The sequence below is a fragment of the Streptomyces flavalbus genome (genome assembly GCF_042674625.1).
GTDB classification, from domain to species: Bacteria; Actinomycetota; Actinomycetes; order Streptomycetales; family Streptomycetaceae; genus Streptomyces; species Streptomyces flavalbus.
Genome location: NZ_JBHTEB010000001.1, coordinates 3,505,852 through 3,521,540, shown reverse-complemented (window position 1 = coordinate 3,521,540; position 15,689 = coordinate 3,505,852). Strand labels below are relative to the sequence as shown.

Here is a 15,689-nt window from a genome sequence, read left to right as displayed (position 1 = left end):
ACCGGCCGTCACGGCCTGCGGAACACCCACCGGTGGTCGTCGGAGTCGCTGCACGGGTACAGCGTGGCGTTGGTGTGCGCGGCCCGCTTGTCGGTGCGCGCCACGTCCAGGCACATGTCACCGCTCTTCTGGTTGCGTATCCAGTACGCGCCGTCCGCGCGCCGGTCCAGCCACCAGAGCTGGTTGTCGGCGGCGGTGCCGTCGCAGTGGTACTCGGTCACGGGCGTGGTCGCGCCGACGGCGCCGTAGTTCGGCAGGTCGAAGCAGAGGCCGTCCTTGGCGTTGCGGATCAGGTAGAGGTCGGCGCCCCGGGTGCCGCCGCCCTTCACCCGCCGCTCCAGGACCCAGCGCTGGTTGTCGGCGGCCGACGGTTCGCAGGCGGCGTCCTGGACCTTGCCGTCCGGGCTGCCCTTCCCGGTGCCGGGGACGTCGGCGCAGTAGCCGTACTTCTTGTTCCTGATCAGGATCGCGCCGGTGGGGATGGCGGGGTCGGCGTCGGACCTGGGCGTCGACCTGGGCGTCGACCTCGGCGTGGGCTTGGGGTCGGGCTTCGGTGTCGCCTTCGGTGTGGGCGTCGGCTTCGACTCCGGTGGCCTGGTGGTCTTCTTCTTCTTTTCGCGTTTCGGCTTGGGGGAGGGGGAGGCCGGGGGCGGGGTGTACGGGCGTGAGGAGAGCGTCGGGCTCACCGTCACCGGGGCCGGGGACGCGCTGGGCTGGAGGCTGACCGAGGGGCGTTCGGCGCCGGTGGTCTGGTCGGGGCCGCCCCCCGAGTCGCGGGTGCCGAGGGCGACGAGGGAGCCGATGACGAGGACGGCGACGGTGACGCCGACCGTGCCCAGGACCACCGGGCGGTGCAGGAGGCCGGGGGCCTGGTACTCGTCGTCGGACTGCGGGGCCGACTTGCGGCGCGGCGCGACCTCCGGCAGCGGCACCGGGGCTGGAGCTGGCGCCGGGACCGGCCCCGGGTCCACAGGGACCTCCTCGTCCCGGCGTTGTTCCAGCAGCGTGCTGGAGCCGTCCGGCGCGACCTCGACGACGGCGACGTAGCCCGCGTCGGGGTCGGAGATGGCGGCGGTGACGGGGGCGTCGCGGCTGCGGGCGTAGCCGTGCAGGGTGTCCAGGATGGCCACGTCGACCGGCTCGCCGGGCACCACCGGCACCGGCACGCCGTCGATCTCGGCCGTCCCGTCGGCGGAGATGACCACGGTCAGGGGTTCCGTCATGTCCGTCGCAACGGGAAACACCCCCGAACAGTTCAACCGCCGGGTGAACCGTCCGGCGTCCTCATCCGTCGTGGCCCCGCGGGTGGCCCTGATCCCGCCGACACGACTGAGAGGGACGTTTCCATGCCGTTGCCGATCCCCCTGCCCAGGCGCAGGCTCCTGCTGGCGCTGTTACTGGCCGTCGTCGCGGGCGCGACGGTCGTCGCGTCGGCCGTCTTCGCCCCCGGCGGGGGCGGCGCTGACCGCCGCGACCGCGTCTCCGGGGTCGCGGCCACCGGCGAGCACACCGTCACCTTCCGCAACGAGATGGCCGAGCCGGTCTGGATCGGCGCCACGGTCAACGCGGACGGCTCGGCGCCGCTCGCCGGGCTGCCCAGGCTGGAGCCGGGGCAGTCCGCCACCATCACCGTGCCGGAGCGGTCCGGCGCCGGGCACTGGCGCGGCAAGTTCTTCGCCCGGCAGGGGTGCACGGGGGAGGACGGCAGTACGTTCCACTGCGCCGTCGGCGACTGCGGTCCGTACGCCGACCACTGCGCGACCGGCGAACAGCCCGTCAGCCTCGCCGAGTTCAACTTCGACCCGGCCGACGCGCTGGCCCCCTGGTACAACGTCAGCTACGTCAACGCGGTGTCGTCGACGGTGACGATCGTCCCGGACGGTGCGGCACCGCCCCCGGACGGCGGCGAGTGCTCCGACGTCGGCTGCCCCGGCGACCTGCTGGCCGTCTGCCCGCCGGAGAACCTCACCCGGGACGCGGCGACGGGCAGGCCGCTGGTCTGCGTCAACCCGAACCGGGACGCCAAGACCGCCTACAGCGAGGCGCTCACCCGGCAGTGCCCGAAGGCGTACTCCTGGTCCAGGCACGACGCCGAGCCCGGCAACCAGGTCGTACGGCAGTGCAGCCACTGCACCGGCATGACCGTCACCTTCCAGGGCGCGTCCACCCCCGCTACCACGGACCCCGTGACCCCCACGCCGGACGCCCCCGCGCCCGCGCACGCCAAGGGCGTCAGCCTCAACCCCGTCGAGGGCGCCGCCCAGGCGCTGGTCGACTCCGGGGCGTCCTGGTACTACAACTGGGCCTCCTCCACCGGCGAGGTCACGAAGCCCGACGGCGTCGACTACGTGCCGATGATCTGGGGCCCCGGCTCGGTCACCGACGCCGAACTGGGCGCGGCGGCACGCGAGGGCACCAACCTCCTCGGCTTCAACGAGCCCGACCACCCCGGCCAGGCCAACATGAGCGTCGAGCAGGCCCTCGACCTGTGGCCCCGGCTGGAGGCGACCGGCCTGCGGCTGGGCGCACCGGCGGTCGCCTCCGGCGCCGACCTCGAAGGCGGCTGGCTCGACCGCTTCATGAAGGGCGCCGACGAGCGCGGGCTGCGCGTCGACTTCATCCCCGTGCACTGGTACGGCGCCGACTTCGGCCCCGACGCCCCGGAGCACCTGCGCCGCTACCTCCAGGCCGTCCACGACCGCTACGGCAAGCCGGTCTGGCTGACCGAGTACGGCCTGATCGACTTCTCCCAGGCCACGCCCCGCTACCCCAGCCCGCAGGAGCAGGCCGCGTTCGTCGCGTCCTCGACGCGGATGCTGGAGCAGCAGGGCTTCGTGGAGCGGTACGCGTGGTTCACCCTCTCCACCCGCACCAGCCCGACGGGCCTGTACGACGGGACGACGGCGAACGCCAGCGGCGAGGCCTACCGGGCGGCGGGTTGAGACGGACGGGGGGCGGGCGGGTGCTCGTCGAGACGGCGCAGGTTGGCGCGGACCTGCTCGGCGTCCGGGTGGTCCAGCTCGCCGAAGATCTTCAGCGCCCGCCGCCACGCCGTACGGGCCTCCTCCGGGCGGCCCACCGAGAGGAGGACCTCCCCGAGGTGACCGAGCGTGTGCCCCTCCCCCCACTGGTTGCCGACGTCCCGGTGGGCCTCCAGCGCCTGCCGGTACGCGATGATGGCGTCGTCGTGGCGGTCAAGCCGGTGCCGTACGGTGCCGAGGAAGTCGAGGGCGACGCCCTCGACCCAGCGGTTGCCGCTGGTGCGCAGCACGGTCATGGCCTCCTCCAGGCAGGTCACGGCGTCGTCGTACCGGCCGAGCCGCTGGTAGGCGTCGCCCAGGTTGGCCAGGCAGATGCCCACGCTCCACGGGTCACTGCCGAGGGTGCGGTAGAGGGCCAGACCTCGGCGGGTGTACTCGACGGACTTGCGGAACTGCCCGGCCTGGAGGTGGATGTCGCCCAGGTTGGCCATGGCCGACGCCCTGCCCTGCACGTCGCCCGACTTGCGGTACAGCACCAGCGCTTCCCGCAGGGCGCTGATCGCCTCCTCGTGACGGCCCAGGGAGCGCAGGGCGTTGCTCAGGTCCTTCAGCGCCCACGCCTCGCCCTGCTCGTCGCCGCTGGCCCGGGCCGCCGCGAGCCCGGCCCGGGTGGTGTCGTGCCAGTCCTGGAGGTGGCTGCGCAGGTAGAAGAAGCCCCACAGGGCGGCGGGCAGCCGCCACGCGATGCCGGGCAGCCCGGACGCGGCGGCCTGGTGCACCGCGGCGACGAGGCCGGGCCGTTCGGCCTCGCACCAGTCCACGGCCTGGTCGTGGGTGGTGAACGTCAGCGGACGGCAGCCCGGCGGCGGCGCTTCGAGGGGCACCCGGCGGCGGCGCGGCGCGAGCCACGCGTAGGCGGCGTCGGCGGTGTGCAGGTACCAGGACAGCAGCCGCTCGACGGCGTCCGCCCGCTCCCGCTCCGCCTCCTCGGCCTGGACGCGTTCGGCGGCGTAGGCGCGCAGCAGGTCGTGCAGGACGTAGCGGCCCGGCCGGTGCTCGGTGAGCAGGTGGGCGCGGGTGAGTTCGGCGAGCGGGCCGCGCACGTCCCGGGGCGCGAGCCCGACGAGGGCCGCCGCGGACGGGGTGGAGATGTCCGTGCCGCAGTGCAGCCCCAGCAGCCGGAACAGCCGTGCCGCCGGGGCGGACAGCGCCTCGTACGACCAGGAGAAGACGGCCCGTACGTCCGTGCCGAGGTCGCTGCTGGTGAAGGCGTCGAGGCTGCCGTGGCTCTCCCGCAGCTCGTCGACGACGGCGCTGAGCGGGAACCCGGGGTGGGTGGCGGCGCGCGCGGCGACCAGGGCCAGCGCCAGCGGCAGGCGGGCGCCGTACTCGATGATCTCGTCGGTCTCCTTCGGCTCCGCCGCCAGCCGCGCGGCGCCGAGGCGGCGGCTGAGGAAGCCGTGGGCCTCGGTGGTGGTCAGCGGGCTGAGCGTCAGCGGGTGCGCGCCGTCGTTGACGATCAGGCCGGTGAGCTGGCTGCGGCTGGTGACGATGACCAGACAGCCGGGGGCGCCGGGCAGCAGCGGCCGTACCTGTTCGGTGTCGCGGGCGTTGTCGAGGAGGATCAGCACCCGGCGCCGGGCGAGGGTGCTGCGGTACAGCGCCGCCTGCGCGTCGAGCTGGGCGGGGATGCGCTGCGGGGGCAGCCCGAGGGCGGTGAGGAAGATGTGGATGGCCTCGCCGGGCGGCATCACCGAGCCGGTCGGGTCGAAGCCGCGGAGGTTGACGTAGAGCTGCCCGTCGGGGAAGCGGTGGGCGACCTCGTGGGCCCAGTGCACGGCGAGCGTCGTCTTGCCGATGCCGCCCATGCCGCCGATCGCGCCGATCACCACCGTCTTCGGGGATGTGCCGTCCCGGGGCAGCAGGGCGCGGATCTCCTCCAGTTCGCGGTGGCGGCCGGTGAAGGCGGGCAGGTCGGCGGGGAGTTGCGCCGGTCGGCCCACGGTGGTGGGCGGCGGCTCCGGGGCGGTCGGCGCGGGGGCGGCGTCCTCTTCCTCGGGGGGCCGTCGTGGTGACGGGGCCGGGTCGGGGGCGGGGTCGAGGGACGCGTCGGCCGCGAGGATGCGGTCGTGTAACTCCCGGAGCGGGGCGCAGGGTTCGATGCCCAGTTCGGAGACGAGGATGCGCCGGGTCGCCCGGTACGCCGCCAGCGCCTCGGCCTGCCTGCCCGACCGGTACAGGGCCAGCATCAGCAGCCTGGACAACTGCTCACGCAGCGGGTGCTCGCCGGTCAGCGACGTCAGCTCGGCGATCACGTCGCGGTGGCGGCCCAGCTGGATGTCGAGGTCGAGCCGCATCTCCAGCGCGGCCAGCCGCCGTTCGGCCAGCCGGGCCCGCTCGCTCTCGGCCAGCGGTCCGGGCAGCCCGGCCAGGGGCGTGCCCTGCCATCCGGCGAGCGCCTCGTGCAGCAGGTCGGCGGCGGCGGCCTCCTCGCCCGCCGTGCGCAGCCGGGTCGCCTCGGCGACCCGCCGCTCGAACAGCCCCAGGTCCAGGGCCTCGTCGGGGACCTCGGCCAGATAGCCGTCCGCGACCGAGACGATCACCCGTGGGGTGCCGTCGCCGTCGCCGCCGGGTTCCAGTGTCTTCCGCAGCCGCGACACGTACGTGCGCAGCACGGATATCGCGGCGGATGGCGGCTGTTCCCCCCACACGGCGTCGACGAGTTCCCCGACGGTCACGGGGCGCCCGCGCCGCAACAACAGGGTGGTCAGTACCACTCGCTGCTGTGGCGAACCGAGATCGATTTCCTGTTCACCGTGCCATGCGCGGACCGGCCCCAGCACGGCGAAGCGCACAAACCCGCCGTGCGCTGTGTCTCCGTAGCCTGTGTTCACGCAGGTGACTCTACTGACGGGGACGTCGATCCGATCGTGACCAGGGTCTCTTTTCGGAACGTTGTTGCTTTGCCGACTCATGCCGGTAACGCATTTCCGGCGAATACGGGGAGGTAATGCGGAGTTGAAGGCAAGAGGCATCAATAGGGCGGTCCTGAGCGGGGGTTGAACTGTTCGGGGGTGTTTCCCGTTGCGACGGACATGACGGAACCCCTGACCGTGGTCATCTCCGCCGACGGGACGGCCGAGATCGACGGCGTGCCGGTGCCGGTGGTGCCCGGCGAGCCGGTCGACGTGGCCATCCTGGACACCCTGCACGGCTACGCCCGCAGCCGCGACGCCCCGGTCCGGGCGGCCATCTCCGACCCGGGCGCGGGCCATGTCGCCGTCGTCGAGGTCGCGCCGGACGGCTCCAGCACGCTGCTGGAGCAGGTGGCCTCCGCGCCTACCGCGCCTACCGCGCCTACCGCGCCCACCACGCCCACCACGCCTACCGCGCCCACCGCACCCGAAGCGCCGCCGCCCCGTCGCAAGACGGTCCCGCGGCAGTCCGACGACGAGTACCAACCCCCGGGTCTGCTCCACCGCCCGGTGGTCCTGGGCACGGTCGGCGTCACCGTCGCCGTCCTCGTCATCGGCTCCCTCGTCGCCCTCGGCACCCGCGACTCGGCGGACGGAGACAGCCAGAACACCGGCGCCGACCAGCCCGCCGTCAGCCTGGAACCCACCACGCCGACCACCCCCGTCACCGTCACGCCCACCCTGTCGTCCCGCCCGTACACCCCGCCCCCGCCCAGCCCCACCCCCACGCGCAAGAAGAAGCCCAAGCCCGACAGGACCCGGGAGAAGGACCCGAAAGCCACCGTCACACCCACCCCCACGCCCACCCCGACGCCCACACCCCCTCCCACCACCGCCCCCACCCCGCCCTCCGCCGCGATCGCCGTCTCCAAGCTCGCCGCCAGCGAACCCGGGCGGCACATCTGCTACCGCGCCTACGTCGTCGGCACCGGCTGGCAGAAGCCGGTGTGCGACGGCGCCACCGCGGGAGTGGTCAAGGGCGAGAGGAAGATCAGGGCGCTCAACTTCGCGGTGTCCGGCACGAAGGGCACCTCGGCCAACGCCTACCGGCACGAGAAGGGCTGGTGGCAGACGCCCTGGCCCGGCGTGGTCGACGGCGTGGACCTCTACGTCAACACCACCAAGAAGGACGCCCCGTATCTTCTGGGCTTCGCGATCAACGTCGGGGACGGCGTCGTCTGCGCCAACGTCAACGTCCAGACGCAGGGTTGGCACGGCCTGAAGTGCGACGAACCGGGCGGCTACGTCTTCGGCGGCACCCTGGACGAGGACCTCTGGCTGCGCGCCGTCCGCCTCACCGTGTGAGGTGACCAACGCGACGCCCCGTACGCCACCACAGTCGCTAGGGTCCCGACCGTGGAGGCTTACGACGCCCCGGCCGCGCCCGCCCTGCGCTTCGCACTGCTCGGACCGCTGCGGGCCTGGCACGGGGACACGGAACTGGCGCTCGGGTCACCCCAACAGCGCGCCGTCCTGACCCAGTTGTTACTGCGCCGGGGACAGGTCGTCAGCCTCGACGACCTGGTCGACGGCGTCTGGGACGAGGACCCGCCGACCGGCGCGGTGCCGGTGCTGCGCACCTACGTCTCCCGGCTGCGCAGACTGCTGGAGCCCGACCGGGAACCCGGCCACCCACCCCGGACCGTGATCTCCCTCGGCGACGGGTACGCCCTGCGCGGCACCGGCACGCTCACCAGCGACCTGGACGCCTTCGAGGACCACGTCCACCGCGCCGAGCGGCACCGCGCCGCGGGCGACCACGGCGCCGCCGCCGCGCTGCTGCGCACCGCGCTCGACCTGTGGCACGGCACCGCCCTTGCCGGGGTGCCGGGGCCGTACGCGCGGGCCGAGCGCACCCGGCTTGCGGCGCTGCGCCTCGACGCCGAGCAGTCCTGGCTGCGCGCCGAACTCGAACTCGGCCACCACGGCGCGGTCGTGCCGGAGCTGCTGGCCCTGCGCGACGCGCACCCGCTGCGCGAGGACGTCTGCGAGCTGCTGATGCTCGCGCTGTACCGGAGCGGACGGCAGGCCGAGGCGCTGGACGTCTACGCGACCGCCCGCCGTACCCTCGTCGACGAGCTCGGCATCGAACCGGGCCCCTCCCTGCGGGCGTTACACGCCCGGGTGCTGGCCGGGGACGACACCCCGGACCCCGGCTCCCCGGACCCCGGCGTCCAGCCCCAGCCCCACCGCCCGCTTACCCCGAAGCCGTCCCAACTCCCCGCCGACCTGCCCACCTTCACCGGACGCCGCGGCGAACTCGACCAGGTGGCCCGCCTGCTGCCCGCCGAAGGGCACCCCGGCGCCGCCGTGATCGCCCTGGTCGACGGGATGGCGGGCGCGGGCAAGACCACCCTGGCGGTGCACTGGGCCCACCAGGTGGCCGACCGCTTCCCCGACGGCAGCCTCTTCGTCAACCTGCGCGGCCACGACCGGGACGGCGCCGTCCTCGACCCCTCCGACGCGCTCACCGCGTTCCTCGTGGCGCTCGGCACCGCCGCGCACGCCGTCCCCGAAGGGCTCGACGCGCAGGCCGCCCTCTACCGCAGCGTCCTCGCCGACCGCCGGGTCCTGATCGTGCTGGACAACGCCCGCGACACCGAGCAGGTACGGCCGCTGCTCCCCGGCACCCCGGGCTGTCTGACCGTCGTCACCAGCCGCAACCGGCTCAGCGGACTGGTCGCCGGGCAGGGCGCCCACCCGCTCACCCTGGGCCCGCCGACGGCGGTGGAGGCCCGCGAGATGCTGGCCCGCAGGCTGGGCGCCGCCCGCGTCGACGCCGAACCGGCCGCCGCCGACGACATCGTCGCCCTGTGCGCCCGGCTGCCGCTGACCCTCGCCGTCGTCGCCGCCCGCGCCGCGCACCACCCCGAGTTCCGGCTCGTGGACATCGCCGCGGAGCTGAAGGAGAGCCACGGCAGCCTGGACGCGTTCACCGGAGGCGAGGTCGGCACCGACGTACGGGCCGTCTTCTCCTGGTCGTACCAGGCGCTGCCGCCCGCGTCGGCGGAGCTGTTCCGACGCCTGTCCCTGCACCCCGGGCCCGACATCAGCACCGCCGCGGCGAGCGCGCTGGCCGGGGTCCCCCGGGGCCGGGCCCGCGCCCTGCTCACCGAGCTGACCGGGGCCAGCCTGCTCACCGAACGGGAGCCCGGCCGGTTCGTCTTCCACGACCTGCTGCGCGCCTACGCCACCGAGGCCGCCGAGGCCGAGTCCGCGGGCGGCGAGGACGGCGACGGCGAGCGCGGGCGGGCGCTGCTGCGGATGTACGACCACTACCTGCGCACCGCCCACCACGCCGCCTCCGCCCTCGACCCGTTCCGCCAGATGCTCCCGCTCCCGCCCGCCACAACGGACGACACGGCCCCGCGGTTCACCGACCGCAAGGACGCCACGGCCTGGCTGCGCGCGGAGCGGTACGTCCTGCGGGCGGTCGTCGCACACGCCGCCGCCCACGGCCACCACGACCACGCCTGGCGCACCGCCTACGCCCTGGACGTGTACTTCAACCGCCTCGGCTTCTGGCAGGACCTCATGGAGATCAACGCCGTCGCCCTGGACGCCGCCCGCTTGGCCGGTCACCTCACCGGACAGGCGTACGCCCTGTGCGGTCTTGGCTTCGCCCACGCGCAGCTCCACCACGCCGAGCAGGCGCTGGCGTACCAGGAACGCGCCCTGGAGTTGTTCGAGGAGACCGGCGACGCCCTCGGGCAGGCCCACGCCCACCGCGCCCTCGCCTACCGGGCCAACCGGACGGGGGCGTACGACGTCGCGCTCGCCCACTTCGCCCGCGTCAGCGAGCTGTACCGGGCCGGGCACGACGTCAGCGGGGAGGCCGGTGTCCTCAACCAGGTCGCCTGGACGTACATCCTGATGGGCGAGCACGAGCGGGCCCTGGAGCGCTGCGAGCGCGGCATCGCCCTCTACCACGGCATCGGGGAGGCGTACGGCGAGGCGTCGACCCGGGACACCCTCGGCTACGCCCTGCACCACCTGGGCCGGGACCGGGAGGCCATCGCGTGCTTCGAGGCGTCGGCGGCGCTGTTCCGGGAGATCGGGGACCACTACCTCGAAGCCGACGTGCTGCGCCACCTCGGCACCTCCCACCGCGCCGTCGGTGACCCCGACGCCGCCCGTACGGCCTGGCGCCGGGCGCTCACGCTGCTGGCGGAGGCCGGGCACCCCGAGGCCGACGACATGCGGGCGAGCCTGCGCGAACTGGACGCCGGGGGTTGAACCGTCCGCCCCGTGGACCCGTTGTCGCCGGTGTCAGCACCGTCGACCAGGAAACGAGGGGCACCGTGGCCGAAGCCAACCCCCGTCCCGAGGACCGCGGCGGCGACCGGCCGTCGCTGATCCAGCGGGTCCGGGCCAGACGACGCGCCCGACGGATGCTGAGCCTGGAGCACGGACCGCGGCGCGGGCGCGGCCAGGCCCTGCTGGACGTGCTGCGCCGACTGTGGCGACGGCTGCGGGGCCGCGGCGGAGACGGCGTGTCCGCCGCGGCACCCACGGCCGGGTACGGCGCGGCACCCACGGCCGGGTACGGCGCGGGGCAGCCCACCGCCCGGGAGGCCCGCCGCGAGCGGCGCGACAACGAGAGGTTCGCCGACCTCGGCACCCGGATGCTGGACCTGCGCGGCACCGAACGCGAGGCGTTCGAGGACGCGGTGCTGCGGGAGCTGATGAAGCACAAGAAGAAGGACACGGCCCTGTGGAAGGCGTTCCAGGAGGGCCGGATGCCGGTCACGGCGATGTACGCCAACAACGCCTACGGCAGGGAACTGCTGAAGGCGGACAAGGCCACGGACCGGGAACGGCTGCGCAAGGACGCCGCACCCAAGTTGCCCGCTCTCGACCTGGGACCCGCGTTCAACCAGGGCGGAGAGGTCGACCAGGCCCTGGACGCGGCCCGGACGAGGGCGGCCACGGACTTCGAACGGGGCCCCCAACCCCTCAGCCGCTCGGCCTCCACGGCCTCCACCGTCTCCGCGGTCTCCACCAGGCCCGGAACCCCCGCCGTCGGTGACCCGGCCCTCGTCAGCCCGCTGTCCACCTTCGCCACGCCCGTCTCCCCGGTCTCCGACCGCGCGGCGCTCGCCTTCCCGCTGGGGAACTCCGCATCCCCGCCGTCGTCACCGAGCCACACCCGGCCGAACACGCCCCTGGGCCAGAAGCCAGCCCCGGCCCGGAAGGCGAAGGGCAAGTAGCCCCGCCGCCCCCGGCGCGGAGGTCAGCGCAGCTCCTCCGGGCACGGGGTGCCCCGCGGCAACTGGTACGGCGCCCCCAGCCGGTACACGCCCGCCCGCGGGGCGAGCAGGACCGTCCACTTGTCGCCGTGCTCGTCCTCCCCGGCCTCCATCAGACAGCCGTTGGTGTTCTCGAACACCTTCGGCTCGCCCTCGGCCCGCTCCTTCGACGCGTCCGTCTCCCGCGGCGGCTCCACGCCCTTGCCGTCGGCGTCCACCAGACCGAGCCACGGCGAGTACGGCACCCGGATGAGCACCCGGCCCGGCTCCCGCACCTCCACCGTCATCCCGCCCTGCTCGGCACGGTCGACGGTGGCGGGCGGATCGGCGAGCGGCGTCGGGTCGGTCACGGCGAACAACTGCCAGTTGGCGTCGCCCCAGATCTGCTGGAGGTACGGCAGCCCGCGCTGCACGAGGTCCCGCTCCCGGTGCCCGCCGTCCCCGTCCGGCTCGTCCTTCGGCAACACCACGAAGTGCACCGCCCAGCGCTTGAGCCACTCGTGGTAGTTCGCGGAGTTGAGGGTGTCGTCGTAGAAGAGGGGGTTGCGCTCCATGTCGGCCTGCCGGTTCCAGCCGCGGGCCAGGTTCACGTACGGGGCGAGCGCGGACGCCTCCCGGTGCGAGCGGGCCGGGACCACCTCCACGCGGCCCTTCTCCGCGCCGACCTCCTGCAACTCGTTGACCAGCGGCGCCAGCTCCCGCGCCCAGGACGCCGCCGGGGTGGTGTGCACCACGTCGTCGACGGACTTGAAGCCGATCCAGAAGGTGCACACGGCCAGCGACAGCACGACGGCGTACCACTTGAGGCTCCGCTGCACCGCGAACGGCAGCGCCGCCGCCAGCGCCACCACGGCGAACAGCATCGGCAGGCGGGTGATGTTCGACCCGATCTGCGAGCTGATCAGCCACACCAGCAGCACCGACAGCCCGTACACGGCGGACGTGATCCGCACCGTCCTCCACTCGCGCGGCACACAGAAGTAGACGGCCACCGAGGACAGGATCGGCAGCAGCGTCGAGGGGAACGGCATCGGCTGGGTGCCGGAGAACGGGAACATCCACGCCGACACCGCGACCACCGCGCTCGGCGCCAGGCCCAGCGCCCACGCGCCAGGACGCCGCTTCTGGAGGAACAGCGCCACCGCCACCAGCCCCACGAACAGCCCGGCGACCGGTGAGGCCATGGTGGCGAGCGCCGCCAGCGGGGCCGCGCACAGCGCCTTCGCCCAGCGTTTGTAGCGCCAGCGGTACGGCCAGCAGAACACGACGGCGACCGCGCCCAGCGCGAACATCATCCCGAGGCCGAACGTGACCCGCCCCGAGGCCGCGTTGCACAGCAGCGCGTAGACCCCGGCGAGCGCCGCCCACAGCGGGTTCCGCACCACCCGGCTGCGCAGCAGTATCAGCGTGAGCAGCCCCGCCGACACGGTCCCGGCGATCATCATCGTCGTACGGACCCCGAGCACCGACATCAGGTACGGCGACACCACGCTGTACGACACCGGGTGCATACCGCCGTACCAGGCGAGGTTGTACGCGGAGTCGGGGTGCCGTCCGACGAACTCGGCCCAGGCGTCCTGCGCCGCGAGGTCCCCGCCGCTGTTCGCGAAGGTGAAGAACCACACGACGTGCAGGGCGCCGGACAGCGCGGTGAGGGAGAGGACGGGGTGCCGGGCGAGTCTCTGCCGCAGCTCGTGCAGGGCTGTGTGGCGGACGGGCTCGGCGGGCGCGGGCGCGCTTATTCGCGGGCCCTTGTCCGGGCCCGGACCGGCATCGCCGGCGCGTGTCGGCTCCGTGGTGACCACCTGAGGCACTCCCCGTGTCCCGTCTTCTGTTCTTCGCTGTTCTCGGCGACGTGTCCCGTTTCGGGACGCTAGCAGACGCCCCGCCGGTGGGCGCCCTGATGAGGCGCCCGCCAGCGGGGCATGGGGGACGGCGGATCAGGCGACGCGGGTCAGTTTGGCCAGGAAGCCCGGCTCCGCCAGGTCGTCCTGGAGGGCGACCGGCACCTCGACCCCGCCGCCGCTGTCGTCGCCGACGGTGAGCGTGCCCACCCTCGTGCCCGCCTTCGCGGTGTGCGGCAGGTCGTCGGCGTCGAACGACAGCTCCACCTTCAGCCCGCCCAGCCGACCGCCCGCACGTCCTCGGTGGCGACGACCGGGGTGCGCCCGCCGAGCCCGTCGTCGACGTACCCGACGACGTCGCCCTTCTTCAGGATCTCCGCGGAGACCAGCCGCTCCCGCGCGGCGAGCATCGCGGTCTTGCTGACGGCGTTCACGGTGTCGATGATCGGCGCGGTGTGCTGGCCGAGGATCGCGCCGACGACGGTGACGGTCTCCCCGTCGACGTCCTTGGTCGCGGCGAAGAGCAGGTTGCCCCCGGCCGTGGTGGTGGTGCCGGTCTTGATGCCGATGGCGCCGTCATAGGGGACGAGGGTGTTCCAGTTGCGCCAGTCCTGCCCGGAGGGGTCCTTCCAGCTCGGCAGCTTGGTGATCTCCACCAGCGCCGGGATGCGCACCAGCTCGTTGCCGAGCTTCACCTGGTCCACGGCGGTGGAGACCGTGGTCCCCTCCAGGCCCGAGGGGTCGGTGTACGTGGTGTTCGTCATGCCGAGTTCCTTGGCGGTGTCGTTCATCTTCTTGACGAACGCCTCCTCGGAACCGGCGTCCCACCGGGCCACCAGCCGGGCGATGTTGTTGGCCGACGGGATCATGATGGCCGCGAGGGCCTGCCGCTCGGTGAGCTTGTCGCCCTCCTTGACGGTGTTCAGCGTGGACTCGCCGCCGGTCTGGTCGTAGCCGCCCTCCTTCTCGGCGAGCGCGTCGACCGTGATCTCCGGGCCCTCCTCGCCCGCCTTCAGCGGGTGCTCCTTGAGGATGACGTAGGCCGTCATCGCCTTGGCCACCGACCCGATCGCGACCGGCTTCTGCTCGCCGAAGTTCTCCATCGTGCCGATGCCGGAGACGTCCATCGCGCCCTGGCCCTCCTTCGGCCACGGCAGCCCCTCGAAGTCGCCCTCGAAGGAGTACGACTCCTCGGCGGTCAGGGTGAGCGTCGGCGTCGGCAGCGGGCGCAGGGCCTGCACGATCGCAAACACGATCGCCAGCAGCAGCACCAGCGGCGTCCAGATCTTCACCCGCCGCGCGAACGTCCGCAGCGGGGTCGCCGGGGGCGGCGGCGTGTTCGTCAGCTCCGCCAGCAGGTCCAGCGGCGGCTTCGGCGGCAGCGGCTGCTGCGTCGTCCGCTCCGGCCCGACCTGCGGGACGACGGCGGTCCCCTCGGCGGTCGTCGTCGGCCGGGCCTCGTCCAGCGGCTTCAACGCCACGAACTTGCTCGCCCGCTGCCCTTCCCCGGACGGCTCCCCACCCAACTTGAGCATCGTCGTCGGCTGATCGACCTCGGGCCCCTTCACCCGCGGCGCCCGGAAGACGGCGGTGGGCTGGTCGACGGGGGAGTCGTCGGGGGCGTCGGGGTCGGGGGCGGGGGAGACGGGGGCGTCGTCGTCGGAGTCGGCGGGGGCGGGGGCGTCGTCATCGCCGGTCGCCTGGGGCCGCCCGTCTTCCGGCTCGGCGCCGGGCTCCTCGGCGTCGGCGGTGGGGTCGGCGTCCTCGGGGGCGTCCTCAGCGTCGACCTCGGCGGCCGGGCTGGCGCCCGCCGCACGGTCGGCGTCGGCGTGGGGCTCGTCGGCGTCGGGGTCCGGGCTGGAGTCGCCCGGTGCCTCGTCGGCGTCGGACGCCGCGTCGCCGTCGCTGACGGCCTCCGCGTCGTCCTCGGCCCGGACAGCAGCCGCGTCCGGGGCCTCGCCGTGCTCATCCTCGACCGGCGTCTCAACGTCGCCCTCGGGCCCGTCCTTGGCCCCAGCCTCATCCTGGGTCCCGCCCTTGGCCCCGGCCTCGTCCTCGGCGTCCGCCTCAGCCCTGTCCGAGCCGCCAGCCTCAGCCTTGGCCCCGGTCCCAGCCGTGGCCCCGGCCTCAGCGTCGGTCTTCGCCTCAGCCCCGGTCTCGCCCCCCGCCTTCGCGGCGTCCGGCGCCTCGGCCTCGGGCTCACCCTCAGCGTCGGCCTCAGCCGCAGGCTCACCCCCAGACGCGGCGCCAGCCGCCCCCTCCGGCTCCGCCGACGTCACCCACGCCGCCACAGCCGCCCGCAACCGGTCCTCGCGGGCCGGGTCGGGCGCGTCGGCCGGGGCGGAGTCCTCCGGCTCGTCGGCGTTGCTGTCGGCGTCGACCGACCTCGGCGTGTCCCGCACCGAGAGCACCTGTGTGGCCGTATCCGCGCGCCCCCCGGAAGGCTCCTCACGGGTGACGGCGAGACGGGGATCGCGGGACTCGCCCCGCGCCCCGGGAACCGGACCCGCGCTCCCCGACGTCGGTTCTTCCGACGACTCGCGCTGCTTCGACCTGTCGGGGGACTCGCCCGCCACCGATGCCTCCTCCATGCGCCGCACGTTCTCCGTGCGCCTACCCGAAAATCGTGGAACCGCCGCC

Annotated in this window: 7 protein-coding genes and 1 pseudogene; 4 read left to right on the top strand and 4 right to left on the bottom strand. The window is 73.9% G+C overall.

The genetic code is table 11. From position 1 onward, the window contains the following. Positions 1 to 8: 8 nt before the first annotated feature. Positions 9 to 1,223: an RICIN domain-containing protein gene (locus ACFQZ6_RS15655; protein ID WP_381609052.1), complete on the bottom strand. Its 1,215-nt coding sequence runs from the start codon at positions 1,221 to 1,223 to the stop codon at positions 9 to 11. 123 nt (positions 1,224 to 1,346) lie between these two features. Between ACFQZ6_RS15655 and ACFQZ6_RS15650 the strand changes: the two genes are divergently transcribed. Beyond that, positions 1,347 to 2,942, top strand: coding sequence for a glycosyl hydrolase (locus ACFQZ6_RS15650; protein ID WP_381609049.1), 1,596 nt, complete (start codon positions 1,347 to 1,349; stop codon positions 2,940 to 2,942). Here ACFQZ6_RS15650 and ACFQZ6_RS15645 read toward each other — a convergent pair. Further along, positions 2,924 to 5,824 (bottom strand): AfsR/SARP family transcriptional regulator, encoded by a 2,901-nt coding sequence (locus ACFQZ6_RS15645; RefSeq protein ID WP_381618335.1) that lies wholly within the window; start codon positions 5,822 to 5,824, stop codon positions 2,924 to 2,926. The two genes, ACFQZ6_RS15650 and ACFQZ6_RS15645, sit on opposite strands and share 19 nt — an antisense overlap. 252 nt (positions 5,825 to 6,076) lie before the next feature. Between ACFQZ6_RS15645 and ACFQZ6_RS15640 the strand changes: the two genes are divergently transcribed. The 3 genes from ACFQZ6_RS15640 (at position 6,077) to ACFQZ6_RS15630 (ending at position 11,166) form a co-directional block, all read left to right on the top strand. Then, positions 6,077 to 7,261, top strand: a complete 1,185-nt coding sequence (locus tag ACFQZ6_RS15640) for a hypothetical protein (RefSeq protein WP_381609046.1) — start codon at positions 6,077 to 6,079, stop codon at positions 7,259 to 7,261. A 51-nt stretch (positions 7,262 to 7,312) separates the two neighbouring features. Next, the gene (locus ACFQZ6_RS15635) at positions 7,313 to 10,192 is read left to right on the top strand and encodes an AfsR/SARP family transcriptional regulator (protein WP_381609043.1); all 2,880 of its coding nucleotides are present in this window, start codon (positions 7,313 to 7,315) and stop codon (positions 10,190 to 10,192) included. Between the two features lie 65 nt (positions 10,193 to 10,257). After that, positions 10,258 to 11,166 (top strand): hypothetical protein, encoded by a 909-nt coding sequence (locus ACFQZ6_RS15630; protein ID WP_381609039.1) that lies wholly within the window; start codon positions 10,258 to 10,260, stop codon positions 11,164 to 11,166. Between the two features lie 23 nt (positions 11,167 to 11,189). Here the strand turns inward: ACFQZ6_RS15630 and ACFQZ6_RS15625 are convergent, their stop codons facing one another. Together ACFQZ6_RS15625 and ACFQZ6_RS15620 are read right to left on the bottom strand one after the other, a co-directional pair. Further along, the gene (locus ACFQZ6_RS15625; protein WP_381609036.1) at positions 11,190 to 13,010 is read right to left on the bottom strand and encodes an MFS transporter; all 1,821 of its coding nucleotides are present in this window, start codon (positions 13,008 to 13,010) and stop codon (positions 11,190 to 11,192) included. Positions 13,011 to 13,145: 135 nt separating this feature from the next. After that, positions 13,146 to 15,640: pseudogene (locus tag ACFQZ6_RS15620) on the bottom strand (D-alanyl-D-alanine carboxypeptidase). Positions 15,641 to 15,689 lie beyond the last annotated feature (49 nt).

What these genes read in the sequence shown, in the direction of transcription:
- ACFQZ6_RS15655 (WP_381609052.1), bottom strand. Translation starts at nt 1,223, where the DNA reads ATGACGGAACCCCTGACCGTGGTCATCTCCGCCGACGGGACGGCCGAG.
- ACFQZ6_RS15650 (WP_381609049.1), top strand. Translation starts at nt 1,347, where the DNA reads ATGCCGTTGCCGATCCCCCTGCCCAGGCGCAGGCTCCTGCTGGCGCTG.
- ACFQZ6_RS15640 (WP_381609046.1), top strand. Translation starts at nt 6,077, where the DNA reads ATGACGGAACCCCTGACCGTGGTCATCTCCGCCGACGGGACGGCCGAG.